Consider the following 26,067-nt stretch of genomic DNA (forward strand, 5'->3'; position numbering starts at 1 on the left):
TCAAAAGAATAAACGGTAGTCGACGCTTTTTATGCCTAAATACATCCGTAGCACCTTGATGGTAACCACTCTATTTTCGCTCTTGAGTGGTTGCCAAGTGGTCAGTGTGAAAAATCAATCACTGAACGTCACGATTACCAATGAGCGTGAGAGTATTTTAACGCGGGATAAGCTCAGTGAAGCGAGTCTAAACGTGCTGTCTATGACGGGTCGAGAAGCCAAAATCTGTTCAGAGCAACCTGAAGAATGCGTCAGTGAACTCAAACAAATTCCACAAATTCAAGATGAACAGCTCCTCTCTACTGCCAGCGAACTCTATCTCGCTAAAGCACTTTCCTTAGAAAAATCATCAGCCTGTAAAGTAAGTATTTTAGCCAAGACACACTCTGAAGAAAAACAGGCGCTACAAAAACAAAACTACCAAAACTGCCTAGATCAACAACTTGGCATGCTGGATAAAAGCATTCGCTATAGTTATGCCTACATGTTTAACACCAAACGTGGCCCGCAAGACCGTATTTTTGATAACCGTCAAGTCCAACTCCGTGACTTTTATAACCAAGCTATCGCTAAGCTTGTAAATAGTTATCGCTTACGCCATGGGCCATCTGAAGTCGGCAATCAAATAAAAGTGGGGCAAAGTATTTACCGCATAAATTATGACAACTACCCACTTTTAAAAAACCGTCAAGTTGAACAACTGATGTCAACTTACAATATGAACTTTTCAGGCCTACGCTCTATCACACGTCGCGATGGTTTTGGTTCAGAGTTTCTGATTGTCCTCCCACCCGAGCACAATGACACCTCACCAGAAAAAGCCAAATATATTGTCGATCCACTGCATTATCAGTACACCAATGGTCGTAATCCTAACATTCACAATGCCCGTTATTTAGCAGCGACTATTACCGCACAACCACGCTCTGCATCCAATATCGATGAGATCTTAAACAACCCTGAGTTTGAAATCTCAGCTTATGATCCCTATAAGTTTGAATCTGCGAAAATTGCAGGCAAAAGTTACCCTCTTGCTGCAAACTTTTCTGCGCCTTATGGCTTATGGTTGGCACAAAACAATTTAGGTAAAGCCGCGTATTTATCACTGATTGATCGTGATGCACGCCTCACTATGCCGCACCTATACATGCTTGAGCCGTACAACCCAAATAAAAAAGTGGTGGTGCTCGTTCACGGACTAGCCAGTAGTCCAGAGGCATGGATTCGTTTGACGAATGATGTCATGGGCGATCCCGTGCTACGTGAACACTATCAAGTCTGGCAAGTGTTCTACTCGACCAATATGCCAATTTTGGAAAGTCGTTTCCAAATCTATGCAATCATTCAACAAAGTTTTAATTTGGTCGATAGCAAAGCGCCTGCCAAAAAGGATGCCGTGCTAGTGGGTCATAGTATGGGCGGTATTATTGCGCGGCTTTTGGTAAGCGATGCTGACTTAACCCCTGCGGCAATGAAACTGCTACCCAATCGACGTGTGCAACAATTTAAAAATGATCCTCTGTTTAAATCGCGCCTCGACATTCAACCGATTCCAAATTTCAGTCGGGCCATTTTCTTAGCAGCGCCACATCGTGGGACAGAGTTTGCTGACCGCTGGTTTACCCTCGCGGCGCGTAAAGTCATTCGTCTACCAGGTGCATTTTTGGGGGCACTGACCGATGTTATACAAAGTAGTGACCCTGACCTACAAGAATTTATTAAAGATGTAGATAATGGACTCATACAAAATGGGCCAAGTGATCTCAGCAAGAACTCTAACTTCACTCGGTTAACTAAAAACGTCGTTCCATACAAAGGCATGAAATTCCACAGCATCATGGGGAATGCGACCAAAAGTGATGACATCAATATCATTACAGACGATGTCGTGCCTTATACGAGTGCCCATCTAGATGGTGCATTGTCTGAGAAGATTATTAAAGGTGGACATTCTATTCAAGAAACGCCTGAAGCTGTTCTTGAGATACGTCGTATCCTACGGTTGCAGCTGACTGAACTCGGTCTGTATAAGCCTTAAATCTTAAAAAGCCTAAACAGATGTTTAGGCTTTTTTATTTTTGCTTTACACCTAATGCCTACAGCAATAATCACTTGGCTGTTTAACAACTGTTCGCTTTATAGATGATTTATTGTTTAGTCGTTTTCAATTTTGCTAAGATATTGCCATTCATACAATAGCTGTTCATAGCGCATAAATACACACGGTAAGCGGTGTCGCTCGGTCTATTTTTATATTGTGCATTTTCAAAGATTTAAGGATTTCACCTACATGAGCAATTCGGGAATCATAACTGATTTGTCCACACTCACACCCATGATGCAACAGTACATGGGCGTCAAAATGCAACATCCGCACTCTTTGATGTTCTATCGTATGGGTGACTTCTACGAGCTGTTCTTTGAAGATGCACACAAGGCCGCTAAACTTCTCGGGATTACCCTGACCCATCGTGGCAAAGCCAATGGTGAACCCATCCCTATGGCAGGTGTTCCTTACCATGCAGCTGAAGGCTACCTTGCTCGCTTGGTGAAAAAAGGCGAAACCGTCGTTATTTGCGAGCAAATTGGTGAAGTCACAGGTAAGGCCCCTGTTGAACGTGGCGTTGTCCGGATTATTACCCCAGGTACACTGACAGATGATGCCTTACTGACTGCACATCAAAGTTCAAATCTTGTCGCGCTTTGCGTACAACAAAACGAAATTGGTATTGCGCTGTTAGATTTAAGTGCAGGTTTATTCAAAGTTCAGCAACAAGAGTTTCAGCTTGAGCAACTCGGTATTGAACTGTCTCGTCTGATGCCAAGTGAAATTTTGGTCGATGAAAATATTGTCGACCCCAATATCATTGAACACATTAAAAAACTGCTCGACTGCCCTGTAACACGCCGTCCCAATGTCGACTTTAATTTAAACAATGCACAAAAAACTTTATGTGATCAGTTTGCTGTATCGACTTTAGCTGGTTTCGGTATTGACCATTTGCCGCTTGCCAAAGCAGCAGCAGCATCGCTGATTCATTATGCCAAAGAAACGCAAAAAACAGCCTTACCGCATATTCGCTCTATTCAGCTTGAACAAAGCAGTGATTTCATTGCGCTTGACCCTGTGACACGTAGAAACTTAGAGCTAGTTGAGCCTCTGTTTGAACACGGCACGTCATTATTTCAACTCATCAATGACTGTCAAACGGCAATGGGTGGACGTTTACTTAGTCGTACACTGATGCAACCGTTACGTGATACCAAGCTCTTAGACGCACGTTTAGATGCCACTAAGAGTCTTGTGGATGGTTACCATGAATCACCAGTCCGTTTAGTATTAAAAGAGATTGGAGACATCGAACGTGTCCTCAGTCGGGTGGCTTTAGGTAGCGCCCGTCCGCGTGACTTAGTGCAACTGCGCCAAGCCTGTGCGCAAGTCCCTTATTTACGTCATGCCATTCAACCCGTGATTCAAAGTAAACAGTCCGCACTCATTACCCAATTGAATGAGGAATTGGGTGATTTCCATGGCTTACATCAACGTTTAATGTCTGCCATCGTTGAACATCCACCTGTGCTTTTACGAGATGGAAATGTGATAGCGGAAGGTTTTGATCATGAACTCGATGAACTCCGTAAAATCCGCGATCATGCAGGACAGTACTTGATCGACCTTGAAATTCAAGAACGTCAAAATACTGGCATTTCGACCTTAAAAATTGGCTATAACCGTGTCAGCGGGTATTACATTGAATTGACCCGTGCGCAAGCCGAGCAAGCACCTGATCACTACATTCGTCGTCAGACCTTAAAAAATGCTGAGCGTTATATCACGCCTGAGCTAAAAACCTTTGAAGACAAAGTGCTTTCGAGTGAATCCCGTGCATTAGCTCGCGAAAAAATGCTGTTCGAAATGCTTTTAGATGAACTCCGCGCCGACATTGGTCATTTACAAATGATGAGCAGCGCTATTGCGCAGATCGACCTCTTAGCGAACTTTGCACATCAGGCTCGCTTACGCAATTGGTCACGTCCTGAGTATAGTCCAGAAATTGGGGTTAAAATTATTGCAGGACGTCATCCAGTGGTTGAGGCGTTGAACAAAGCTACATTTACACCGAATGACACGACACTTGACTTCAACCACCGTATGGCCATTATTACGGGTCCTAACATGGGCGGTAAATCAACCTTTATGCGTCAAACTGCTTTAATTAGCCTATTGGCCTATTGTGGTTCATATGTACCAGCTCAATCGGCAGTATTAGGTCCTATTGATCGAATCTTTACCCGCATTGGTTCTGCAGATGACCTATCTACAGGCAAATCGACCTTTATGGTGGAAATGACTGAGACCTCGCAAATCCTACATCATGCAACCAATCAGTCGCTGGTTCTGATGGATGAAGTTGGTCGTGGCACCAGTACCTATGATGGTTTATCTTTGGCATGGGCTTGCGTACTTGACTTAACCAAACGCATTAAATGCTTATGTTTATTTGCCACACACTACTTTGAACTGACCGAGCTGGCCAAAGAAACTGCTATTGATAACTACCATGTCACTGCAAAAGAACTCAATGGCAACCTCATTTTGTTACATAAAGTCCAACATGGGCCAGCGAGTCAAAGTCACGGCTTACAGGTAGCAAAATTGGCGGGAATTCCTGCCAGTGTGATCAAAGAAGCACAAAATCGTCTGAAAATTTTAGAGAAGCAACAACTGCAAAAACCTAAAGTCGTTCAAAATGATTTGTTTGCCGTGATAGAAACACCTGAACTTGAAATCATTGAACGTGTGGTCGAAATTGAGAAACCTTCTGCCGCACTTGAACTACTTAAGAGTATTGATGTTGATAACTTAAGTCCACGTGAAGCTTTACAGCAGCTTTATGCATTGAAAGATCAGTTACATTCATAATCGCTTTCGATTTTAGCAACTCATTTAGACCGTCAAAATGACGGTCTTTTTTATTGTTAAAAGCAGTTTTCACCAGAATGTTCAGTTTTTATCAAATTTAACAGCAAGGAACTCAATCATACTTAATTTTTATACAGGACAATCAGTTCACCAATGGATTAGTAATACCAACTCATAAATGACTAAGGTAAGCGTCCGCTGAATCCCATGCCTATTTTTTAATTTGAGTTGGATTTCCAGCGGTGTGGCAGTAATTCTTCTATTTGGGTCACTTTATGTGTCGGCAACCTTTTCAGAACATCACTTAAATAGGCATACGGATCCAGCCCATTCAGCTTTGCTGACTGGATTAATGTCATGATATTGGCTGCTCGCTGACCGCTGCGCAGCGAACCTGCAAATAGCCAATTCTTACGTCCCAACGCCCAAGGTCGCATCTGGTTGTCGGGTAGTCAGACGCAGTTACCTACGTCCAACCCCCTAAGAACCGTGCATGCGAGTTTCCCAGCACACGGCTCAAGCCTCTGCTAAGGCGCCATTCGGCACCCGGTTATACATCGTTGACATTGGCAAACTGAACACTCCTCGGACAATACAGATGGTAAATCTCAAGATTAGCAACTGCATCCGTTCCACCATGACTTAGCTTCACAATATGACGGCTGTGCCATGGTGTATCTTTGGTGACTGGTTTAAGACAGGCGCAGCAGCGACCACCTTGTTTTAGCCACACCCGATACAGCTTGGCTCGCCCCTTTGCGGAGACCAGCATTCTTTTACCCCATCGGGATTCGAAGTACTCATCCCATGCGGGGTCATGAGGGTTAGCAGCAGCCTTGATCTTGATATGTCGCACAATTGGCGTGTCCGAGGCAGACACTAATGTGTATTGTCGCTTCCGACCATCGGCGGACTGTTCATCACATGAGAACACCCATCGACGCGCTCCTTGTACTTTGAAATACCGATCTTTGACCCATCGGAGTGTCTTGCGAGGGTGGCGACGTACAGCCCATCGCCAGAGCATTTCCCACACTGCGTTGTCTACCTGGTTGAAAACCTTCTTGGCAACGACATGACTGTGATAGTTGGCCCAACCCCTTAGAATCGGGTTGAGCAAACCGATCAAAGTGGCCTGTCGTGTCGCTTTGTTTGCATTGATTAATGCTCGCAGCTTGTCAAGATGAGCGCTGATGTTTGCCTTTGACGGCTTGATCAGTAGCTTGCCGTTGTACTTACGTACGTTCCAGCCAAGAAAATCGAACCCGTTCCCTATGTGCGTGATTTTGGTCTTTTCCTGAGAGAGCACGAGACCGCGCTGCGCCAGAAATTCAACCACGGCAGGACGAACTTCATTTTCGAGCCACTCTTTAGAATACCCCGTGATGATGAAATCATCCGCATACCGTACCAGTTGCAGCTTTTTGCCTGTCCATTTGGCGTTAGAGAACCTCTTCGCCAGCATCGTTTCCAGTCCGTCCAAGGTCATGTTGGCCAGCACCGGGGAGATAATACCTCCTTGCGGTGTTCCGGAAAGACTGGGAAACAGCTTGCTTTGGTAGACGTAACCGGCTTTGAGCCATTTCCGTAGAATCACCTTGTCCATTGGGAGGTTGGCGATCATCCAGTCATGGCTGATATTGTCGAAACAGCCTTGAATGTCACCCTCTAGCACCCACTCCGCACTTACTTTTCTTGACAGCACACCAAAGCACTGTGCTGCAGCATCCGCGGTTGAGCGTTGCGGTCTGAACCCATAAGAGTTCCGATCAGCGATGGTCTCCGCGATGGGTTCCAAAGCCAGCAGATGGAGCGCCTGCATGGCCCGGCATTTCATCGTGGGTATCCCAAGAGGTCTCATCTTGCCATTTTTCTTCGGAATAAGGACTCTCCGAAGCGGAAGGGGCGTGTAACCTCGCCTCTTCAACGACATCATCGCACCGGTCTTGGCCTTGGGTGTATTCCAAGTCACCTTGTCGACCCCAGCCGTGTTTTTGCCTTTGTTTTCAGACACTCGTTTGACGGCCAATGCTTTGCCACTAAACGAGTGAGTCAGCAGCCATTGCAAAGCTTTCGCCTTGTTATGCCTGCCGTCTTGTACCGCCTTCACAATACGCGCTTGCAGCCCTCTGACATGACGCTGTACAGCAATCCAATCGATGCTGTCCCACGATGTGCTGGAAGGTGCACACGCTGATACTGCTGCATTCATTTGCTCTCCCTCCATTAAAAGGGTTCTACACACTCTCTTGTGATGAGAGACCATAAGGACGTCAGCCCGCTTTCGCGTGGGGTAATGTTTCAACCTCTATCCAACCCATTACAGACTGGCATTCGCTTTTTCCTCGTTCCTTCGCCCGCATCACCATGGGCAGTTTTTGCAAACTGCTTTCCCAATGGGAGTAATACGGGATTTCCACGTTCCGCTTACTGAAGTACATCGGCTTAGGTGCCTGCTATCGACCGGGAGGCGTATGGGTCACGAATGCGTAGTCGAAAGACGCAATTCCCACCTCCATTACCGTTTTGGTTCGAGCGTATCAGCCATTTCCGCTCGTTCAACTTAACGATCGTTACGCAGATTCACATGTGTTCACCATACCGATTATCTAGCCCTTGTCCGGCTATGGCTGCCAGAAGGGTACGCCTCTCACGATTGATACCCCGCACCTTGCGGTGCCTCGTTACATTGTCGAAGGCGCTCTTTATTCAGCCTTCTAGATTCACCCGGTGACACGGGTGGTTCCCGCAGGGGGGAACAACTTCATTAAGCGACTTCGTGTCGCACTTCCACCCAATTATTATCTATAGGTAGATTGCCATCATCCAGATAGCGGCTTAAAGCTGGCCAACGCTTCAGAGTGTAATTGATGGCCTTGGCGGTTGGAGAACTCGATGGCACAGTCAGTTGATGTTGGTTAAGCCATTCATACAGTTGTTGCATCACCGGTTGACTATGCTGTTGTCGGTATTCGCGGCGCTGTTCTGCCGTACCATCGGTTTTTTTCCTGAGTTCTGCTTCTATCGCATACAGTTTCTGAATCAGCACCAATGCCTGTTCAGCGACCTGACTTTTCCCGGTCACATGCAGTTCATGGAATTTACGACGTGCATGGGCCATGCAGCCCACCTCAATGACCTGGCCTGATTTAAAGCGTGCTTTATAACCACTGTAATCATCACAGACCAGATAGCCCTGCCAGCCTTTCAAGAACTCTTCAGCATGCTGGCCTGAACGACTATCTTGAAAGTCATAGATCACTGCCTGAACTGGATTGTACTGTGTAGTGGCATAGGCCCAGACATAACCTTTCTTCGGTTTTTTCTCATCATCACCCATCCGCATAATGGTGACTGGTGTTTCATCTGCATGCAGCACCTGCTGTTGCAGCACCACCTCTTTTAAGGCATTGGCCAGAGGCTCCAGTTCTACACCGCAGCGACCTATCCAGTCAGATAACGTTGATCTAGAAAGCTCGATTCCCGCCCGCTGATAGATCAGACGTTGACGGTACAGCGGTAAATGATCGGCATACTTCGATACCAGCACATGGCTGAGCAGTTCAGGTGAAGCAATGCCTTTATCAATCACATAGGCGGGCATCGCTTGCTGAGTCAGGGTGTCACACTGATCACAGACCCATTTGCCACGTACATGCTGTTCCTTATAGAACTGTGCCGGTCTGAAATGCAGTTTTTCACTGATATCTTCGCCGATACGACGTAACTGGCAGCCACAACTGCATTGGGTTGATGCAGGTTCATGCTCAATACGGATGGTGTGTAGATGATCGGGCAGCAGTCGACGTTTAGGTTTATTTGCTTTGGCTTTGTGTGTCGCTGCATCGGTTTTATCTGCATTCAGCCGTTCCAGTTCCAAATCAACGGCTGCAATATCTTCTTCGACCGCTTCATCCCAGAGATGGATTTGTTTTGCGGTGAGATGTTCGTTTTTACTGCCGAATTTGTGCTTTTTAAACAGCGCCAGTTCATGCTCGTATTTTTGATTGAGAATGGAAAGATGTTGGTTGCATGCTTCAAGATGCTGAACTTTGGTATCTAATTGTTGGTTATCTTCTGCGAGTTGTTGATGCTGCATTGCCAACTGTCTGGTAAATTCCAGCAGTTGTTCATGGGTCAGTTGGCTTAAGTCAGGCAGCGTATTCATGACCGCAGTATGCCTGAGGTCATGACGCAGAGGAAATAGAACGTTTGGAGAATAGCAGAATGCACCAACCTGGTTTAGAGCATCGTCACTACCTGCTGTCGTCCAATGCGCTGCCAGGGCAAACCCTGGATCAGTGCCTGTAACTGTTCCGGGCTGAGGGCTACGCTTTCACCCTGGTGAACTTTAGCCCAGTGAAATTTGCCCTGTTCCAACCGCCGGGCACACAGCCAGATGCCCAGTCCATCATGTACCAGCACTTTCATGCGATGGCCACGTTTATTACAGAACAGGTAAGCACAATGCGGTTTAATGTAGCCAAAGGCTCTCAGCACCTGAGCCATAGCCGTATCCATCCCTGCTCGCATATCCAGAGGTTGGGTAGAAAGCCAGATTTCATCAATGCGGATCATGTTGCAAGTGCCTTGAGTAATTCTGCTAAAGCAGATATTTCTGATACTTGCCATTTCAAGCCAATTTCTGCTTTTGAGTGGGGTAAAGTAATTTGAACCTTTAACATGTCAGTAGGAGTAGGATCTAATGGTGCAGAGCAAGATAAGGCAATAAATGCAGGTTTATTCGGTAGTGGTGAGCGATCATTCCCTAGCTTAGCATCAATTAAGCGAATCCATTTGGATACAAGATTTGTATTCAATCCATGTTGCAAAGCGACCGAAGCAATTGAAACGTCCGGTGCTTTACAAGCCTGAACGATCTGCTGTTTAAATTCAGCACTGTATGTTCTTCGTTTTTTCGCAAGAGATGCGATGGATGTCTGGTGATTTGTAGTCATAAATTTTAGTCCCCACTTGTTTTTAAGTGGGGACTAAATTAAGGCTTATAGGATGAATTCATAAGGTGTGTTCAGCGGACGCTTACTGACTAAGTTCTATGCATTCAGATCAAAAATTACATGGAATGATTTTGATATTGGAATCTCTTTACCATTTGCAGATGTGACATAAGTTGCACCTAAAAAACTATTATTTAAGTTATTGTTTTCTATAATTTCTTAAAGCTCGATTTCTCCCATAAAACCCCCTTTAAAATCAATACACATTCTAATAAAAATCATAAACATAGTCTTATTTCACGCATATAAATAACAAATATCAATAAAAGCAATTGTTAGTTGATGCTGTTTTTGCCTAAAATACACATTAGTTATTAGAACCATATTTTTAGGTAGCCTTCGCCATGACCTTTGTTGTCACTGAAAATTGTATTAAATGTAAATATCAAGACTGCGTAGAAGTCTGTCCAGTAGACTGTTTCTATGAAGGTCCAAACTTTCTAGTGATCAATCCGGATGAATGTATCGATTGCGCACTGTGTGAACCTGAATGTCCAGCAAATGCAATTTTCTCTGAAGATGAACTGCCAGAAGGTCAAGAAGTATTTATTGAACTAAATGCTGAGTTATCACAAACTTGGCCGAACATTACCCAGATTGGTGACCAACCTGCTGACCGTGAAGAATGGAACGGTAAAGCAGATAAGTTACAATACTTAGAAAAGTAAGCCAGAAAAAGATCAGCATAAGCTGATCTTTTTTTATACCTAAAACACACATTTGATTGCAATATTTCCAATTTTTCCTCACAAATTTGGATTAAAATAATAGGCGTATTTTTTAAATATTTGATTTCTATAATGAAGAAATTTTTAAAGGGATTATTTGCGGTTAGCATAATCCCCTTGGTGATGATTGGCTGTATGACTTCATCCCACAAAGGCCAGACCATCACAACTCCTGATGGAAAACGTATTTTTATCCCGCAAGAGAAAATTAGTTTTGACCGCCCTGCTCCACCTAAAATTATTCCTTATACCTACAATGCTTGGATGTCTGTCGGTGACACGCTAGCACGCGTACGTGAGTATGAAGTTTTTCTTGAACGCAATGGTGTGGGAAATATCATCCCAAGCTTTGAACTACTCAGAACAGCGCGTGACTGGCAAAAATGTGGTCGAGCACAATATATGGTGCCCAATCGTGAACTTTGGAAAAACCAAATTGCGACCTTAAAAGTGTTCAAATATTTAGTTGCAGCCAAAGTACTGACCGATTTTGAAGTCACTTCAGTTTATCGTGATCTGCCTTTAAACCAATGTGCTGGCGGTGCAAACTCGTCACGCCACTTATTCAATTCTGCTATCGATTTTCGAATTGGGTCTGAAAACCCACAACCTGAAGATTATGCTTATATTGAAAATACAAAATATCGTCTATGCCAATTTTGGACCCAACATGGTCAGAGCTTGAACATGGGCTTAGGTTTATATGCTTCTGGTCAGATTCACATTGATACCCAAGGATATCGTACATGGGGCCCAGACCTCAGTCGCAATTCTTCGATGTGTAGTTACTAATTTTTAAAAAATAAAAGGGGTCAATATGACCTCTTTTTTTTTGAGCATTGATTTCAACAAATATGGTCGGAAAAATTGCACTCTGAAAATAAAAGTTTAAAATGCTCCACATCGCAACCAAGGTGAACATGCTATGCAACAAATGTGGACAGAGATTGATAACTATATCGATGCACATTTAATTCCTGAAGACTCCATTCTACTGCAAACTTTAGAAAATACAGAGAAGCATGGTTTTCCAGATCACTTAGCTGTTGCACCGAACCAAGGCATGCTTTTACAAATGCTGATTCAAATGAATCAATGTAAGCGCGTGCTAGAGCTTGGCACTTTTGCTGCCTATAGCACCATGTGGTTAGCGCGTGCTTTACCTGAAGACGGCTATATTTTAACGATTGAAGGGCGTGATACGCATGCAGCGATCGGCCAAGAAAATATCGACAAAGCTCAGCTCAAACAAACAATTGAACTCAAATGTGGACGTGCAGCAGATATCCTTAAATCACTGCCAGCAGACATTGAACCTTTCGACTTTATTTTTATTGATGCCGATAAACAAAGCTACCCAGAGTATTTGGAATTAAGTCTGAACCTATCTCATTCAGGTACTTTGATTTTCCTCGATAACGTGATTCGTGCAGGCGATATTATCAATCCTGAAAATCACAAACCAAGTATTGAAGGAATTCGAGATATGTTCAAAGCGATGCAAAACCATCCGAAAATTTTGTCGTGCACCGCACTTCAAACGGTCGGTAGCAAAGGACATGATGGATTTGCCTTAGCCATTGTAAAATAAGCTAAAACTTAGATTAAAAAACAATCGATTAATTTAAGCTTATATAAATTATAAACTTACATTTACTGTCCATATAGTTATCCACAATTAATGCGGATAACTATGGATAAAACAGTTCCAATTTAGATAAATCACTCTAAATTAACGGGCAACCAGTAAAGGAACTTTGGCATTCCTAAAAATGGTGGTTGCAATACTGCCCAAGAAGAACTGATGAATTTTACTGTGGCTGAACGCACCGAGCACAATCAGTTGTATGCCATGCTCATTTTGGTATTCCAGAATATTTTCAGCCACGTCGCCATAACGATATTCTGTAATCACATCCAAATTTGCATCTTTCAGATACTGTTCAGGCTCTCTTAAAATTTCAGGGTGGTCACCGACATAAACCAAATGGCATTGTAAGAGGCGCAGTAAATCACTTTGCGCAATCCGCTTCATCATCTTCACACACGTCGGTGAATACTCGTAGGCAAAGATAAAGCGCGTAGGTGGCTTAAAACTATCGCCTACCGTCATGACGGTACAGTTTGCGCCACGGATAAAATTCTCAACATTACTGCCCAACGGTTTATTGCGTTCAGCCGATTTCTCACCCACACGGCCAATCACCACAATGTCATCTTCATGCAATAAGTTAAAACTTTGCTCTAGAAAGTCACCCTTTTCTTGAATATGCGTCGTATGCAGGCCATGCGTTTCGAGAATGAGTTTAGAAATATGATCGAGTAAATTATTGCTATAACTGAGCGCAAGTTCACTTTGTTTTTGCTCTAATTCAGCCAGCTCTTTGAGCAACATTGCATTGCTTTCAAATCCAATTACCCCGCTAATTTCACCTAAGTGATAACTTGCAGGATAATAATCCAAAACTTGTAAAAGGACCAATTCCCGCCCCGTCTGTTTTGCAATCCACGCCGCAGCTTCTGCTAGAGCATTGATACAAGGGGAAGAATCAATACATGCAATGACTCGTTTCATTATCGCCTCTCATTACACCGCATTTGGTATAAGGTCTCATTGTTGTTCTAAACTTAGCATATCTTTTTTTTTGATGGCAGGTTTTTATGTAATTAAGTATTGATAAATGTTCAATATTCTTTGATATCTTAATCACGTAAACGAATAAACTGTGCGGGATTGCCAGCAACAATCGATTGCTCGGCGATATCTTTGGTGACCATACTATTCATCCCCACCACAGCATGTGCGCCAATTTTCACTCCATCTTTCACGCCCACATGTGCACCCAACCAAACATCCCGACCAATTTCTATCCCTTGTGAACGTACAGGCTGTTGATAAATCGGATCGCTGAGTGCCATGCCATGATCAAAGGCATATAAGTGACAATAAGCCGCAATACGCACTTGATCATGTAACTTAATCCCCACACGACCACCATCTAAAATACAATGATGGTTGATCGCGACTTCGCTGCCAATCTCTAAAGGCCCATGCAAAGTACAATCGGCAGCAATAAAAGTGTTGTCCCCAATGACAATTTTACGACCAGGCTCTGCAAATATGTGTGCCAATGGAGAAATAAAACAGTTTTGACCAATTTCAACGGTTTCCATTTCCATTAGATAAGCTTGGTATTCTTGCTGCCATGCTTCAGCCCACACACGGTTTTTAGGCTTGAGTGACCAATATAACCAGGGCATATAGTTTAAGCGATGCTTATGCTGCTCACGATATTTTAATAAGGGATCAGTCATGATGGTCATCCACAATTTTTAACGCTTCACGCCCACGGGTTACGTCTTGTATTTTAAGTCTGAGCGCTTCAATCTGATGCACTTGTAATAATGCTTCTACAAGTACGCCATCAGCAGTATATTGCTCATTAAACTCAATCTGCTGGCTATTCAGCTCGTACTGGAAAATTGCCCATTCATTAAATTGGCAGGCAAAATGCACTTTTTTCTTCTCAATGAGCTCTATTTTTTCAGCCAACAGTAAACACTGTCCTGCAGTTCCACCATAAGCACGTACCAGCCCGCCTGTGCCTAGCTTGACACCACCATACCAACGATTGACCAAAACCAAAATATTGGTCAGTTCATTGCCTTCAATGGTCGCTAAAATAGGACGACCTGCGGTACCTGAAGGTTCACCGTCATCATTAAAACGAACATTGTGGCCAATTTTCCATGCCCAGCACTGATGCGTGGTGCTGATATCTTTATATTGCTCTAGAAAATCTTTAACGGCTTGTTCATTTTCTACAGGCACAGCAAAAGCTTGAAAACGACTTTTCTTAATGTCTTCTTCATAGCTCACTAAACTAGAGATGGTAAATGGCATAGCGTAATTTTTAAAAATTTCACAAAAAATTATAACGTATTTTCAATCAGCTATCGCATGAAAATGGCTTTTCGCTTTAAGCCCACACAAAATAAACAGACATGCATACTGTGGAGCATGCTGAAAGAAGCGATTTCAAAAGGATGGTAGAGCGCACAGTTTGAATATATAAAGGAATACCCTATTATTAATTCAATGCAAAGCGATCGATTAAACATATGAGAGGGATATCTGCGCCAATTATTTTCTTGGCGCAGAAAAGGCTTATACAGTGAAGTCATCACCAAGGTAAACTTGACGCACGGTTTCATTGGCTAAGATTTCATCTGGAGAACCTTCAGCAATCACCGCACCCTCACTCACGATATAAGCACGTTCACAAATCGCCAAAGTCTCACGAACGTTATGATCCGTAATAAGAACGCCAATACCACGGTCTTTTAGAGTACGAATAATATCTTTAATATCACCCACTGAAATTGGGTCAACCCCAGCAAAAGGCTCATCGAGTAACATAAATTTTGGATCGGCTGCCAGCGCACGTGCGATTTCAGCACGACGACGTTCACCACCAGACACACTCATACCCAATGAATCTTTAATATGGCTAATTTTGAAATCTGCCAGTAATTCATGCAAACGCTGTTTACGTTGTTCTTTATTTAGATCTTTGCGCGTTTCCAAAATCGACATAATATTTTCAGAAATGGTGAGTTTTCTAAAAATTGATGCTTCTTGAGGTAAGTAACCAATGCCTTTACGCGCACGTTCATGCATGGCCAAATCAGACATATCTAGGTCATCAAGATGAATTTCACCTTTATCCATACGCACCAGTCCAACCACCATGTAGAAACTGGTGGTTTTCCCTGCACCGTTAGGACCGAGCAAACCTACAATTTGTCCGCTTTGCATGCTAAAAGATACGTCTTTCACTACCCAGCGCTTACTGTAGTTTTTCGCGAGATGCTTAATACATAGGGTTTGTGGCTGATTGAGAGTTTGCTCCATTAGTCACGCGCTCCTGGGAAGGATTGAGAACCTGAAGGTGGGATCACAATTTGAACACGACCACTCGACGAACCACTGCTGTTTGGTGTACCAATCGCTTCGATATCACCTTTGTTCATACTATAACGTAATGTATTACCGCGAATACTGGCACCATCTTGTTCTAGAAGTGCGCTGCCTGATAAGGTAATAATACCTGTTTCTGCATTATAAATAATTTTTTGTGCCTGACCTTTGGCAATACCTTTATTGGTACTGACTTGCTGCTGGAAACGTGCAGGCTTACCATTGGCCGTAATGGTGCTAATTTGACGGGTTTGATTTAAATTGGCAACAATTGAATCTGCTTGTAGTTTCATCGTACCCTGTTCAATGATGACATTGCCTGTATACGTCGTAACGCCCGTTTTTTCATTAAACGTTGCTCGATCTGCCACCAACGAAATCGCTTTACTACGGTCACTTGGCAGTGCCAAGGCAAAAGTTGAAACAGCCACACCTAAACTCAGTGCAAGTGTTTGCTTGAGGAAAGTTTTCGAAATAGAAAATTTTGGATTATGGTTCATACTTCCCTCGAATATGGAAAAAGTCATATTGACCCGTATTTAAATTCGCTTTTAAGCCCTGACTGACAAATTCTGCTTGTGGTGTAGTGACAACCACTTGATGCTGAGATTCCAATTCACGCGTCTGTGGAAACGTGGTCAGTTCTGCAGTCTCAAACTGCATCTGACCTTGATCCAACATTTTCTTTGCAACCACTTGGTTTGTCAGAACGACTTTTTCGTTGTCGTTGATACCATTGGCTTGCTTGGCATAGAAAGTTGCATCCACTTTTCCATCTTTATACATCTCAGCATTTAAGTTCTCTAACTTAGAGGTTTTCTTTTGCATGTCCTGCTCAAGACGATCTACTTTTGCGCGGACGTATAAATTACCCTGCTCATCTGTTTGAGTCAGTTGGATCTGCTCAGCAGAATAGGTCATGCTTTGAGCACCATCGACCTCGAGCTTTTGCCCTTTTCCGCTGTAATAGTAATAACCACTACTGATAGCCGCAATGGCTACAGCAGTGATATATAAAACTTTAGTATCCATAAATGTTAACTAAACTCTCATGCATGCATACAGATTAATGCGGGACTGCGGTGTACTTTTCAAGTAAAGTTTCGTATACACCTTTGGCTTGTAAAATCATATCGCAGATTTCGCGTACCGCGCCACGTCCACCCATCGCTTGAGTCACCAAATCGGCACGACGACGCACTTCTAAATGACCATTTGGCACGGTTACTTTCATGCCGGCAATAGCAAATGCAGATAGGTCAGGCCAGTCATCGCCCATGTATAAACAGTCTTCGGGTGAAATACCAAATTTTGCACAAGCCTCGCGCAGTGCAACACCTTTGTCTTCACGGCCTTGATAAACAAGGTCTACGCCCAAATCAGACATCCGTTTTTCTACGATCTGACTTTTACGTCCTGTGATAATAATCACTTTCACACCAGCTTGCTGAACCAGTTTCATGCCTAAACCATCACGGATATCGAAAGATTTGATTTCGTCTCCCGAGTTAGTCAAAGTCACAAAACCATCACTTAAAATACCATCAACGTCCAAAACTAGAGCTTCTACATAACGCGCTTGTTCTAACAAAATATAAGAAGCCATTTTTTAATTTACCCCAGCTTGAATCAGGTCATGCATACTCAAAACACCAATGACTTTATTGCTCTCATCAACAACGACAAATTGGTTGATTTTCTTTTCATTCATTCGCTCTAATGCTTCAACAGCACGCGCTTCAGGTGAAATCGTCAGCGGGCTCTTAATCATTACATCAGACACTGCCAAGTTCACATCAAAACCTTGCTGTTTATCAATCAAACGGCGTAAGTCACCATCAGTAAAAATCCCCAATAGATGATCATTGTCATCCACAATTGTGGTTAAACCTAGGCGTTTGTTAGAGATTTCGTACAGAACTTTGTTCATTGCTGTATCTGGAGACACTTTCGGTAGTTCGTCTCCAGTGTGCATTAAATGCTTCACATGTAATAACAAGCGTTTACCCAAAGCACCCGCAGGATGCGAGCGTGCAAAGTCATCTGAAGTAAACCCGCGTGCATCTAACAGTGCAACAGCCAATGCATCACCCAAAGCTAAAGTCGCCGTTGTACTCGATGTTGGTGCTAGCCCCAATGGACACGCTTCTTGAATATTGCCCAACGTCAGCGCCACATCAGCATTCTGTGGCATCGGCCCACGCTCATCACCACTAATGGTAATTAAAGGCACACCTAAATATTTGATCAAAGGCATCAGCATCATGATTTCATCACTCTTGCCCGAGTTTGAAATCGCAATCAGCACATCACCTGCAACCAACATCCCCAAATCACCATGCCCCGCTTCACCTGGATGCATAAAGAATGATGGTGTACCTGTAGAGGCAAAGGTGGCTGCCATTTTTCGGCCAATATGCCCTGATTTCCCCATGCCAGTAATGACTAAGCGACCTTTGCACTTTAAGATAATTTCACAAGCACGGCTAAAACGATCATCGATTTGCTTAGCAAGTACCGAGAGTGCCTGACGCTCTATCTCTAGTGTTTCTAAAGCAACTTTTTGGAAATCAATGGGATTTGACATATTTTCAGAATTCAACGTTGTTTTACCTGAACCGTGTGACGAAATGAAGCGTCAGCACATAAAAAATAATTTTCGCAATTTTATCATATCTCTGTAGACAACTAGCGCGGAAATCTTTGGATTTTCACAACATATCTACAAATGTGTTTTGCAGATGATGGAAGAGCCTTGTTTCAGATGCATACGGCTAGTTTCATTTTTATTATTTTTTCTTTCGACCAGGTATAACTTGCACAGCTTTCACGCTGAGAGGTTCTTATTTATTTCGTAACTTAAGTTAAATAAAAAGTAGCCATCACAAAACTAAAGAGTGTCGCTAATTCAATCATTTCAATACTGGCACCAATCGTATCTCCTGTCACACCACCAATACGCTGTATAAATTTATACCGCAAATACCACAGTACCAGATAAAACGTGGCAATCACTACAACACCAACCCATGCCCAATACAAAGCCACTAAAGGCATCAACAGTAAAATTGCCACTGCCATCGGTCGTGCTAAATGTTGGCCCAACTGGCTGCCGAGTCCTTTAGCACGCACATAGTCTGTGCTTAAAAAGAAAAATAGCGGCACGAGACGCCCTAACATAGGAAAGAGGATCAGTGCTGTATACAGCTGTTTTTGTAATAACACATACAATGCCGACCATTTTAATATACAGACAATGACAAGACTGAGTACACCTATCGGCCCACAACTCGGATCTTTCATGATCTCAAGTGTGCGTGCTTTATCGCCAAAACCACCCACCCAAGCATCGGCAGTGTCGGCTAAACCATCCAGATGCAAACCACCTGTCAGCCAAATCCATAACACCAGAATCACACTGCTTAACAGCACAAGTGGCAAAGCATGCAATAACAGGGCGATCCCATACAGAATGGCTCCTATGAGCAAGCCCACCACAGGATAAAATAACAGTGCTTGCGCATTTTGCTGAGGCGTTGGCATCGTGCTTAAACGAACTGGAAAGGTCGTTAAAAACTGCAGTGCAATCCAAAAAGGTGTCATTACACATCCTCACTTTGAATAAACTGAAGCTGCCCTTGATCGAATACAAAGCAGTTCAACTGCCCTAACTCTGCTGACATTTTTAAAAGATCATTATCATGCTGTCTCAGCGCTTGGCATTTTAAGAGTTTAATCACTCCACCATGGGAAATAATCAATGCGCGTGTCCAGCCCTGCGCATACATTTGCTGAGTCAAGGTCTCTACTGACTCTAGAACACGACTTTTAAATGTCAATAAACTTTCCGCCTGAGGTGGGGTAAAGCTTAACGGTGTTTGCCAAAATTGAGCCAATTCATCTGGGTAGAGTTGATAGAGTCGCTCAGTCGACTGAGCCTCCCATTCCCCAAAATCCATTTCTTGCAAATTCGGTTCTATAAACAAAGGAAGCTGTTTTTGCTCCGCCCACTGCTCTGCAAATAGACGGCAGCGCTGTAATGGTGAGCTATAAATAACATCCCACGCCTGCCCAGTCTGCTCAGACTGTGTGATGGTAGATCGCATTTGCGTCCAACCCTTCGCAGTCAAAGCATCATCCGTTCTACCTCGTAGAGAATGACTTAAGCTGGTTTCGCCGTGGCGCAGAAAATCTAAATACAACATCTCTAAACTTTCTCACCAATCACGGCTGCTTCAGCAAATGTCGCCATTTCATTATGTAAGCGACAGGCTAGCTTGATCAACCCCAGTGCGGCCCCTGCTCCACTGCCTTCACCTAAACGCAGATTCAGCTTCAATAAAGGCATCGCTTTAAGTTCTTCTAACAAACGTACATGACCATATTCAGCCGACTGATGCCCAAAAAGCATCCAAGCGCGAACGTCTGGATTTAAACGTACTGCGAGCAATGCCGAAACAGTACTGATAAACCCATCCACCACTATCGGTAGACCCAATTGTGCACAGCGAATATACGCAGCTGTCATGGCTGCAATTTCAAGTCCACCCACGGCACATAAGGCTTTAAACGGATCGTTCCCGACATATTGGGTATGCAATGCAAGTGCTTGATCAATCACCTGTTTTTTATGTATCAATTGTTCAGTACGGATACCCGTTCCAACACCTGTTAACTTTTCAGCGGGTTCAGCCAATAAAAAACAAGCCACAGCTGAGGCTGAACTGGTATTTCCAATGCCCATCTCCCCCGCGACATAGATATCTGCCCCATAAGCGATGGCATCTTCCACACTTTTTTGCCCCAAAGCAAAAGCTGCTTCACATTCAGCTTCAGTCATGGCTTGGGTTTGAGCAAAGTTAGCCGTCCCCGCGCGGATGCAGTGGCGTTCAACCCCGACATATTCATACGCTTCACCGACTGAACCACAGTCGATGACTTGTAACTTGGCTTGATACTCTTTGGCAATCACACTAATACACGCCCCGCCAGTTGCGAAGTTCTGCAACATTTGACGTGTCACCGCTTGTGGGTAGGCAGAAATATTTTCCTCCATCACCCCATGATCACCTGCAAAAATCGTAATCCATGGACGGTCAATCTTGGGTTTTACAGTGTTTTGCAAACTGGCTAAAGTCACTGCAACCGATTCAAGCTCCGACAACGAGTCTGTCGGTTTGGTCAACTGTGACTGGCGTGCTAGGGCTTGAGCCAATACAGACTCACTCGGACTTTGACATGCTTCTAACCACCAACTCACACTTGTTCTCCTTTTAAAATCATTGGAAATCCTGCTACGCAGAACACCACTTTATGAGCGATTTGACCTAACTGCTGATGCAATCGCCCTGTTTCATCGACAAAGCGACGGCTGATTTGTCCCATTGGAACCACACCTAAGCCTGTTTCATTACTCACTAAAATTAGCTCGGACTGTAAATTTCCGACAACATCTAACAACTTCTGGCATTCTTGAACTTGTAAGTCTGGGTCAGTATGCATCAGTAAATTACTCATCCATAAGGTCAGGCAATCGACCAAAATGGTTTGGTTTGGGCGATCTAATTTGAGCAACTGCGCTGCAAGATAAATAGGTTCTTCACACAGTCCCCAATCTTCGGGTCGTTGTTGCTGATGGTGTTGAATGCGCACTTGCATCTCCCCATCCAAGGCTTGTGCAGTTGCCACATAAACCACAGGCTGCGCCAACTGTTGTGCAATCTGCTCCGCCAAGCGGCTTTTCCCCGAACGTGCACCACCTAAAATCAGTTGCATTGCGCATTCCCCAACTCAATCTGTGTATGTGAAAACAATGCCCCTTGTAGGACATGGGACTGATAAAAACCAAAAGTGAGCTTTGAGATGTTGAAGCTAGAGTTGATATCTTCAATTTCAGCCATACGTTCCAATACATGATCACTGCACACTGCTTCACGGTATAGACCTAATGTAATATGTGGACAATAACTCAATGCCGCGACTTCCTGCGAGGTTTGCAGCAATGTTTTTCTAATTTGATCCAACACGCCTGCGGTATCATCCACTTTTAAAAATAAGGCACTTTCAAAACTATTTAATGCACCCATCTGTAACTGAAAAGATTCTAGTTTTAAATTTTTAAGGCGTTCAAGCTGCTGATTCAGTTGCACTCGACTAAAGTCATCCGACTGTGTTACCTGTTCTACCCAAAAACCTGCAACAAATAAAGTGATATGAAACTGCCGTTGATTTGGTTGATAAAGCAAATCTGAGAACTGCTCACGAAGCTTTGTTAAATAGCTGATCAAAACGGGATCATCCACTTCAATATACCAAAGTGCATAGCGTTCTCGTCCCAAATGCCATTCAGGATAGTCTCGAGCTTCGGTCGGTACTACAGTGCTATGGGGTTGAAGAAACACAATTTTATTCACAAATGAAGATGAATGATTTAAGCATATTTTTCTCAAAATTATGGGCTGAAACGCCGAGATAATTTCACATTTAAATGAATTATTTTCAATACACTCAAATTACAGGCATAAAAAAACCCCAAGTTGAACTTGAGGCTTTTTAAATTTTGGAGCGGGAAACGAGACTCGAACTCGCGACCCCAACCTTGGCAAGGTTGTGCTCTACCAACTGAGCTATTCCCGCAATATGGATGTGCATTATAGAGAGTTTCATCAAACTGTCAACACTCTATAATGCAATTGCTGAATTAATCAGCACGGCGCCAGATTGTCCCTTGACGAGTGTCTTCCAAAACCACACCCTGATCTAACAAGGACTGACGAATTTCATCCGCTTTAGCAAATTCTTTGGCTTTTTTCGCATATTGACGTTGTTGAATCAAATCTTCAATTTGCTCTTCAGACAAAGCCAAAGCCTCTTGCCCAATATCAGACTTCAGGAACTCTTCAACATTGTGCTGAACCAAACCTAGAATATTGGTTAAATGACGCAAAGTTGCATAGTAAATCGCCGCTTGTTCCGCTTGTTGCTCTTTCACGGCACGGTTCAATTCTTTGTTCACTTCAAACAATACCGCAATGGCTTCAGCGGTATTGAAGTCATCACGCATGGCACTATTGAAACGTTCAAGCAATGTTTCATCTAAGGTATCGACTTGTGTATCGCCATAGGCTTGTTGATAAGCTTTGAATGAATGATAGAAACGTGACAGCGCTGTTTTTGCTTCTTTTAAAGCAACATCAGAGAAGTTCACAGGGCTACGATAGTGTGATGACACAATGAAGTAGCGAATCACTTCAGGGTGAAACTTATCCATCACATCACGAATGGTAAAGAAATTGCCCAATGACTTCGACATTTTCTCGCCATCAACGTTGATGAAACCGACATGCATCCAGTAGTTAACATACTGCTCGCCGGTTGAAGCCTCAGACTGTGCAATTTCATTTTCATGGTGCGGGAACATCAAGTCTGAACCGCCGCCATGAATGTCAAAATGGTTCCCTAGGCAGCATGTCGACATTGCAGAACATTCAATATGCCAGCCCGGACGACCTTTGCCCCACGGCGAAGCCCATGCAGGTTCATTTTCTTTGGCATGTTTCCAAAGTACAAAGTCAAAGGGATGTTTTTTCTCAACTTCGACATCGACACGTTCAGATGCACCCGCCTGCATATCTTCCAGTTTACGTCCTGAAAGACGACCATATTTAGCGAATTTTTCCACTTGGAAATACACATCACCATTGGCAGATGGATAAGCTGTGCCCTTTTCAACCAGATTACCAATCATGCTTTGCATTTGATCAATATAATCCGTTGCACGCGGTGCTTCGTCTGGATGTAGGCAGCCTAGATTTTCAGCATCTTCATTCATCGCTTGAATAAAGCGGTCTGTCAGTTGAGTAATCGACTCGCCATTTTCATTGGCACGTTTAATGATTTTGTCGTCAATGTCGGTAATGTTACGTACATATTTCACGCTCCAACCTTGGCTACGCAGGAAGCGAATAATATAGTCAAATGCAACCATCACGCGCGCATGTCCAATATGACAGTAGTCATAAACCGTCATACCGCAGACATACATATCAATATGTCCCTCAACACGAGGTACGAATTCTACTTTTTTGCGTTGCTCTGAGTTATATAGAACAAATGGTTGCATAGCGATTCAAAAGACTTCAAATATAAGAATGGATCATCTTAACCTAAGCATTATTTTTCATAAAGTTTTCAGAAGATTTTTCTTTCAATTATCTCGCCACTTTTCATTCATACGCAACTGTTACTAAATTTCCATTATCCAAATCGTAAACGGGTTACTGGTAAATATTGGCACTACTATGACGCACTGTGCTAAGGATGAACATGTGCATGCTCGCAATGCTCATGGCTATGAGGTTTTGGCGCTTCATGATCTGTTCGAATACAACAACCCTCGACATACTGACTGGTACCGTCCATATAAAATTCCTCTTTCCATACAGGAACTTCATGTTTCACCCGCTCTACCGCTTCCTCACAGGCTTGAAAGGCTTCACGGCGGTGCGCAGCGTACGCCATCGCAATAATGGCTGTATCGCCAATATCTAAAGCACCTATGCGATGCACCACCCGAACGTAGGACACGCCATATTTTAATTGGATCTCTTGTTCGATTTGACGAATCATTTTTTCAGCGACAGGTGCATAAGCGGTATATTTTAATGCTTTTACAGCTTTGCCTTGATGATGATTCCGCACCGTACCAATGAATATGCCTATGCCGCCACACTCAGGAAAATGCTGGATGCCATCAAAGTCATTTTGGCTAAAAGTCACTGTTTGAATCCGTGGAAATTGTTTTAATTCCATATCAACCTCCTGCCACAGGGGACAACAACACCAAAGTACAATCTCGACTTAAAATGGTCTGCCTTGGAATAATGTCTTCACCGATTGCACAGGCACAGCGCTCCAATAACGTGTGGACAGCTGGGTATTGAGCAACGAGATCCTTTAAAACCACCGTAACCGATGAATCAGGCTCACATTGCAGCATTAAATTGGGGGATAACTGCCGTTCAATCGCACCAAAAGCTTCGATCTTCACTCTAATCACATTGTTTAATTCCTGAGTCATCCTAACCTCCAATCATATGCATACTGATTTTTCGCACGGGCTGATGCAATTGCTGTTTTTGAATAGCATGAAAGCCTTGCTCTTTATGCCAAACATAAGTTGAAAGTTTCCCCTCTAAAACAAAGGTTTCATGCTGATTAAGTCGAGCAATTTGTTGAATGTCTGACTTTAAATTTAAACCTTGCTTGGCAAAAAGACAATTATAAAACTCACCCTGTGCATTCAATCGCAGTCGATCACACTCCCCACAAAACGAGTTGCTAATAGTGGAGATAATCCCAATGTTCGCACCATCCACTCGATAACTACGCGCTGGATTGGCACCTTGTCCTTCAAGCACTTGCACCGTAAATTGCGAGCTGAGTTGGGATAAAATCTCTTGTTCAGTGACGACATCGGCTTGCGACCAATTTTGATCGCCATCCAAAGGCATAAACTCAATAAAACGCAGTTCTACCTTTTGCAGCTTTGCCCACTGAACCAAAGGAACAATTTGATCGTCATTGATGCCTTTCATCAGCACGGTATTGATTTTGATGTTAAAACCAAGCTGTTGTGCAGCCTGAATGCCTTCCAGCACTGTATGTAGTTGTTTTTTTGTGAGGTGTTGAAATTGCTCGGCATCTAGACTGTCTAGACTAATATTTAAATCATCTAACCCTACTTGCTTTAAAGCAACGGCATATTGTTTTAAATAATGACCATTGGTGGTCATGGAAATACGCTTCAGCCCCTGCTTTTTTAGGCTTTGTAGTTGTTCGATAAAATGCACCACACCTTGGCGCATCAACGGTTCACCCCCCGTGATACGAATTTGCTCAATGCCATGCTGCACCATCAATTTGCAAAAATGATAAAGTTCTTCAAAACTGAGCAAGTCGTGTTTTTTCATCCATTCGGGATGTTCGGGCATGCAATAGACGCATTTAAAATTACAACGATCCGTCACCGAGATTCGTAGTTTGCGCTTTTCACGTCCAAACTGATCTTGGAATACTTTAACTGCGGATACATGGGTCATGCTTTTCATCTGTCTTGCCTATGCATCCTTTGTGCTATGCGGGTGCAATTCACATCTCGCGCCCTATTTTCTGAAGTATAATTTGCAATAACTGTTCCAACTTTGCGCACTTTCTAAATTTTGAGTATTTTCAGTTCACCGCCGTAATGAATAATCAATGAATAATCACTGCTACATACGTTTATAATCTAAATAAAATAACGACTTCCCCTAAATCTATTTCAAATGATTGTTTTTATAATAAATTTAATATCAATATGAATACTTATTTGGTTCTTTTATAGATTTATATTTAACAGTCAAATCGGTTTATGGC

Annotated in this window: 25 protein-coding genes, 1 tRNA gene and 2 pseudogenes; 5 read left to right on the forward strand and 23 right to left on the reverse strand. The window is 43.3% G+C overall.

Going from position 1 to position 26,067, the window contains the following annotated elements; all coding sequences use genetic code 11:
• Positions 1-31 precede the first annotated feature (31 nt).
• Together AC4CUX_RS00725 and mutS are read left to right on the forward strand one after the other, a co-directional pair.
• Positions 32-2,038 (forward strand): esterase/lipase family protein, encoded by a 2,007-nt coding sequence (locus AC4CUX_RS00725; protein ID WP_201951777.1) that lies wholly within the window; start codon positions 32-34, stop codon positions 2,036-2,038.
• Between the two features lie 252 nt (positions 2,039-2,290).
• Positions 2,291-4,924: a DNA mismatch repair protein MutS gene (gene mutS, locus AC4CUX_RS00730; protein ID WP_201951780.1), complete on the forward strand. Its 2,634-nt coding sequence runs from the start codon at positions 2,291-2,293 to the stop codon at positions 4,922-4,924.
• A gap of 218 nt (positions 4,925-5,142) precedes the next feature.
• Here the strand turns inward: mutS and AC4CUX_RS00735 are convergent.
• From AC4CUX_RS00735 to tnpA, 5 genes and pseudogenes are all read right to left on the reverse strand, one after another.
• Positions 5,143-5,370: pseudogene (locus AC4CUX_RS00735) on the reverse strand (transposase domain-containing protein); the annotation flags it as partial.
• Between the two features lie 104 nt (positions 5,371-5,474).
• Positions 5,475-7,136, reverse strand: coding sequence for a group II intron reverse transcriptase/maturase (gene ltrA / locus AC4CUX_RS00740; protein WP_005167203.1), 1,662 nt, complete (start codon positions 7,134-7,136; stop codon positions 5,475-5,477).
• 576 nt (positions 7,137-7,712) lie between these two features.
• A pseudogene (gene tnpC, locus AC4CUX_RS00745) lies at positions 7,713-9,092 on the reverse strand (IS66 family transposase); the annotation flags it as partial.
• Positions 9,093-9,166: 74 nt separating this feature from the next.
• Positions 9,167-9,556: an IS66 family insertion sequence element accessory protein TnpB gene (gene tnpB, locus AC4CUX_RS00750; RefSeq protein WP_101598935.1), complete on the reverse strand. Its 390-nt coding sequence runs from the start codon at positions 9,554-9,556 to the stop codon at positions 9,167-9,169.
• Positions 9,499-9,882 (reverse strand): IS66-like element accessory protein TnpA, encoded by a 384-nt coding sequence (gene tnpA, locus AC4CUX_RS00755; protein WP_043041542.1) that lies wholly within the window; start codon positions 9,880-9,882, stop codon positions 9,499-9,501. Before tnpA ends, tnpB begins: the two co-directional genes overlap by 58 nt.
• Before the next feature lie 404 nt (positions 9,883-10,286).
• Here tnpA and fdxA point away from each other — a divergent pair, with 404 nt between their 5' ends.
• The 3 genes from fdxA (at position 10,287) to AC4CUX_RS00770 (ending at position 12,261) form a co-directional block, all read left to right on the forward strand.
• Positions 10,287-10,610, forward strand: coding sequence for a ferredoxin FdxA (gene fdxA / locus AC4CUX_RS00760; protein ID WP_004696359.1), 324 nt, complete (start codon positions 10,287-10,289; stop codon positions 10,608-10,610).
• Between the two features lie 132 nt (positions 10,611-10,742).
• Positions 10,743-11,462, forward strand: a complete 720-nt coding sequence (locus tag AC4CUX_RS00765) for a D-Ala-D-Ala carboxypeptidase family metallohydrolase (protein WP_201951783.1) — start codon at positions 10,743-10,745, stop codon at positions 11,460-11,462.
• Positions 11,463-11,595: 133 nt separating this feature from the next.
• Positions 11,596-12,261 (forward strand): O-methyltransferase, encoded by a 666-nt coding sequence (locus tag AC4CUX_RS00770; protein WP_201951786.1) that lies wholly within the window; start codon positions 11,596-11,598, stop codon positions 12,259-12,261.
• Positions 12,262-12,402: 141 nt separating this feature from the next.
• Here the strand turns inward: AC4CUX_RS00770 and AC4CUX_RS00775 are convergent, their stop codons facing one another.
• From AC4CUX_RS00775 to moaA, 18 genes are all read right to left on the reverse strand, one after another.
• Entirely contained in the window at positions 12,403-13,245 is an 843-nt protein-coding gene (locus AC4CUX_RS00775) for a universal stress protein (protein WP_004696353.1), read from the reverse strand.
• Between the two features lie 128 nt (positions 13,246-13,373).
• Positions 13,374-13,985: an acyltransferase gene (locus AC4CUX_RS00780; protein ID WP_125273462.1), complete on the reverse strand. Its 612-nt coding sequence runs from the start codon at positions 13,983-13,985 to the stop codon at positions 13,374-13,376.
• Complete coding sequence (locus AC4CUX_RS00785) at positions 13,978-14,574, reverse strand: IMPACT family protein (RefSeq protein ID WP_176537922.1); 597 nt, start codon at positions 14,572-14,574, stop codon at positions 13,978-13,980. Before AC4CUX_RS00785 ends, AC4CUX_RS00780 begins: the two co-directional genes overlap by 8 nt.
• Positions 14,575-14,838: 264 nt before the next feature.
• Complete coding sequence (lptB, locus tag AC4CUX_RS00790) at positions 14,839-15,585, reverse strand: LPS export ABC transporter ATP-binding protein (protein WP_004696348.1); 747 nt, start codon at positions 15,583-15,585, stop codon at positions 14,839-14,841.
• Positions 15,585-16,151 carry a lipopolysaccharide transport periplasmic protein LptA gene (lptA, locus tag AC4CUX_RS00795; protein WP_004982118.1) on the reverse strand — a complete coding sequence of 189 codons (567 nt, stop codon included), beginning with the start codon at positions 16,149-16,151 and terminating at the stop codon, positions 15,585-15,587. Before lptA ends, lptB begins: the two co-directional genes overlap by 1 nt.
• On the reverse strand, positions 16,141-16,683 hold the full coding sequence (gene lptC, locus AC4CUX_RS00800; RefSeq protein ID WP_201951789.1) for an LPS export ABC transporter periplasmic protein LptC: 543 nt from the start codon (positions 16,681-16,683) through the stop codon (positions 16,141-16,143). Before lptC ends, lptA begins: the two co-directional genes overlap by 11 nt.
• A 34-nt stretch (positions 16,684-16,717) precedes the next feature.
• Positions 16,718-17,257 (reverse strand): KdsC family phosphatase, encoded by a 540-nt coding sequence (locus AC4CUX_RS00805; protein ID WP_004982122.1) that lies wholly within the window; start codon positions 17,255-17,257, stop codon positions 16,718-16,720.
• Between the two features lie 3 nt (positions 17,258-17,260).
• On the reverse strand, positions 17,261-18,238 hold the full coding sequence (locus tag AC4CUX_RS00810; protein ID WP_004982125.1) for a KpsF/GutQ family sugar-phosphate isomerase: 978 nt from the start codon (positions 18,236-18,238) through the stop codon (positions 17,261-17,263).
• A gap of 272 nt (positions 18,239-18,510) precedes the next feature.
• Positions 18,511-19,254 carry an adenosylcobinamide-GDP ribazoletransferase gene (locus AC4CUX_RS00815; RefSeq protein ID WP_201951792.1) on the reverse strand — a complete coding sequence of 248 codons (744 nt, stop codon included), beginning with the start codon at positions 19,252-19,254 and terminating at the stop codon, positions 18,511-18,513.
• Complete coding sequence (locus AC4CUX_RS00820; RefSeq protein WP_201951795.1) at positions 19,254-19,856, reverse strand: histidine phosphatase family protein; 603 nt, start codon at positions 19,854-19,856, stop codon at positions 19,254-19,256. Before AC4CUX_RS00820 ends, AC4CUX_RS00815 begins: the two co-directional genes overlap by 1 nt.
• A gap of 2 nt (positions 19,857-19,858) precedes the next feature.
• Positions 19,859-20,911, reverse strand: a complete 1,053-nt coding sequence (gene cobT, locus AC4CUX_RS00825) for a nicotinate-nucleotide--dimethylbenzimidazole phosphoribosyltransferase (protein ID WP_201951798.1) — start codon at positions 20,909-20,911, stop codon at positions 19,859-19,861.
• Entirely contained in the window at positions 20,908-21,426 is a 519-nt protein-coding gene (gene cobU / locus AC4CUX_RS00830; RefSeq protein ID WP_490792113.1) for a bifunctional adenosylcobinamide kinase/adenosylcobinamide-phosphate guanylyltransferase, read from the reverse strand. The genes cobT and cobU overlap by 4 nt, the downstream gene beginning before the upstream one ends.
• Entirely contained in the window at positions 21,417-22,064 is a 648-nt protein-coding gene (locus AC4CUX_RS00835) for a 2'-5' RNA ligase family protein (protein WP_201951803.1), read from the reverse strand. Before AC4CUX_RS00835 ends, cobU begins: the two co-directional genes overlap by 10 nt.
• A gap of 147 nt (positions 22,065-22,211) precedes the next feature.
• Positions 22,212-22,287: transfer RNA gene (locus AC4CUX_RS00840), tRNA-Gly, on the reverse strand.
• Positions 22,288-22,351: 64 nt separating this feature from the next.
• Entirely contained in the window at positions 22,352-23,773 is a 1,422-nt protein-coding gene (gene cysS, locus AC4CUX_RS00845) for a cysteine--tRNA ligase (RefSeq protein WP_201951805.1), read from the reverse strand.
• A gap of 191 nt (positions 23,774-23,964) precedes the next feature.
• Positions 23,965-24,462 (reverse strand): molybdenum cofactor biosynthesis protein MoaE, encoded by a 498-nt coding sequence (locus tag AC4CUX_RS00850; protein ID WP_201951807.1) that lies wholly within the window; start codon positions 24,460-24,462, stop codon positions 23,965-23,967.
• 1 nt (position 24,463) lies between these two features.
• Entirely contained in the window at positions 24,464-24,730 is a 267-nt protein-coding gene (locus AC4CUX_RS00855; protein WP_078425903.1) for a MoaD/ThiS family protein, read from the reverse strand.
• Between the two features lies 1 nt (position 24,731).
• The gene (gene moaA / locus AC4CUX_RS00860) at positions 24,732-25,760 is read right to left on the reverse strand and encodes a GTP 3',8-cyclase MoaA (RefSeq protein WP_201951809.1); all 1,029 of its coding nucleotides are present in this window, start codon (positions 25,758-25,760) and stop codon (positions 24,732-24,734) included.
• Between the last annotated feature and the right edge of the window lie 307 nt (positions 25,761-26,067).

This window comes from Acinetobacter sp. 231_lipA (genome assembly GCF_058243005.1).

Bases quoted from the DNA above. Each gene is read 5' to 3' on its own strand.
- lptC (WP_201951789.1), bottom strand. From the start codon at position 16,683: ATGGATACTAAAGTTTTATATATCACTGCTGTAGCCATTGCGGCTATC.
- AC4CUX_RS00785 (WP_176537922.1), bottom strand. From the start codon at position 14,574: ATGCCATTTACCATCTCTAGTTTAGTGAGCTATGAAGAAGACATTAAG.
- lptA (WP_004982118.1), bottom strand. From the start codon at position 16,151: ATGAACCATAATCCAAAATTTTCTATTTCGAAAACTTTCCTCAAGCAA.
- AC4CUX_RS00770 (WP_201951786.1), top strand. From the start codon at position 11,596: ATGCAACAAATGTGGACAGAGATTGATAACTATATCGATGCACATTTA.
- AC4CUX_RS00850 (WP_201951807.1), bottom strand. From the start codon at position 24,462: ATGGAATTAAAACAATTTCCACGGATTCAAACAGTGACTTTTAGCCAA.
- cobU (WP_490792113.1), bottom strand. From the start codon at position 21,426: ATGCAACTGATTTTAGGTGGTGCACGTTCGGGGAAAAGCCGCTTGGCG.
- AC4CUX_RS00780 (WP_125273462.1), bottom strand. From the start codon at position 13,985: ATGACTGATCCCTTATTAAAATATCGTGAGCAGCATAAGCATCGCTTA.
- tnpA (WP_043041542.1), bottom strand. From the start codon at position 9,882: ATGACTACAAATCACCAGACATCCATCGCATCTCTTGCGAAAAAACGA.
- ltrA (WP_005167203.1), bottom strand. From the start codon at position 7,136: ATGAATGCAGCAGTATCAGCGTGTGCACCTTCCAGCACATCGTGGGAC.
- AC4CUX_RS00725 (WP_201951777.1), top strand. From the start codon at position 32: ATGCCTAAATACATCCGTAGCACCTTGATGGTAACCACTCTATTTTCG.
- cysS (WP_201951805.1), bottom strand. From the start codon at position 23,773: ATGCAACCATTTGTTCTATATAACTCAGAGCAACGCAAAAAAGTAGAA.
- AC4CUX_RS00855 (WP_078425903.1), bottom strand. From the start codon at position 24,730: ATGACTCAGGAATTAAACAATGTGATTAGAGTGAAGATCGAAGCTTTT.
- AC4CUX_RS00820 (WP_201951795.1), bottom strand. From the start codon at position 19,856: ATGTTGTATTTAGATTTTCTGCGCCACGGCGAAACCAGCTTAAGTCAT.
- moaA (WP_201951809.1), bottom strand. From the start codon at position 25,760: ATGAAAAGCATGACCCATGTATCCGCAGTTAAAGTATTCCAAGATCAG.
- AC4CUX_RS00765 (WP_201951783.1), top strand. From the start codon at position 10,743: ATGAAGAAATTTTTAAAGGGATTATTTGCGGTTAGCATAATCCCCTTG.
- fdxA (WP_004696359.1), top strand. From the start codon at position 10,287: ATGACCTTTGTTGTCACTGAAAATTGTATTAAATGTAAATATCAAGAC.
- AC4CUX_RS00815 (WP_201951792.1), bottom strand. From the start codon at position 19,254: ATGACACCTTTTTGGATTGCACTGCAGTTTTTAACGACCTTTCCAGTT.
- AC4CUX_RS00775 (WP_004696353.1), bottom strand. From the start codon at position 13,245: ATGAAACGAGTCATTGCATGTATTGATTCTTCCCCTTGTATCAATGCT.
- tnpB (WP_101598935.1), bottom strand. From the start codon at position 9,556: ATGGCAAGTATCAGAAATATCTGCTTTAGCAGAATTACTCAAGGCACT.
- lptB (WP_004696348.1), bottom strand. From the start codon at position 15,585: ATGGAGCAAACTCTCAATCAGCCACAAACCCTATGTATTAAGCATCTC.
- AC4CUX_RS00805 (WP_004982122.1), bottom strand. From the start codon at position 17,257: ATGGCTTCTTATATTTTGTTAGAACAAGCGCGTTATGTAGAAGCTCTA.
- AC4CUX_RS00810 (WP_004982125.1), bottom strand. From the start codon at position 18,238: ATGTCAAATCCCATTGATTTCCAAAAAGTTGCTTTAGAAACACTAGAG.
- mutS (WP_201951780.1), top strand. From the start codon at position 2,291: ATGAGCAATTCGGGAATCATAACTGATTTGTCCACACTCACACCCATG.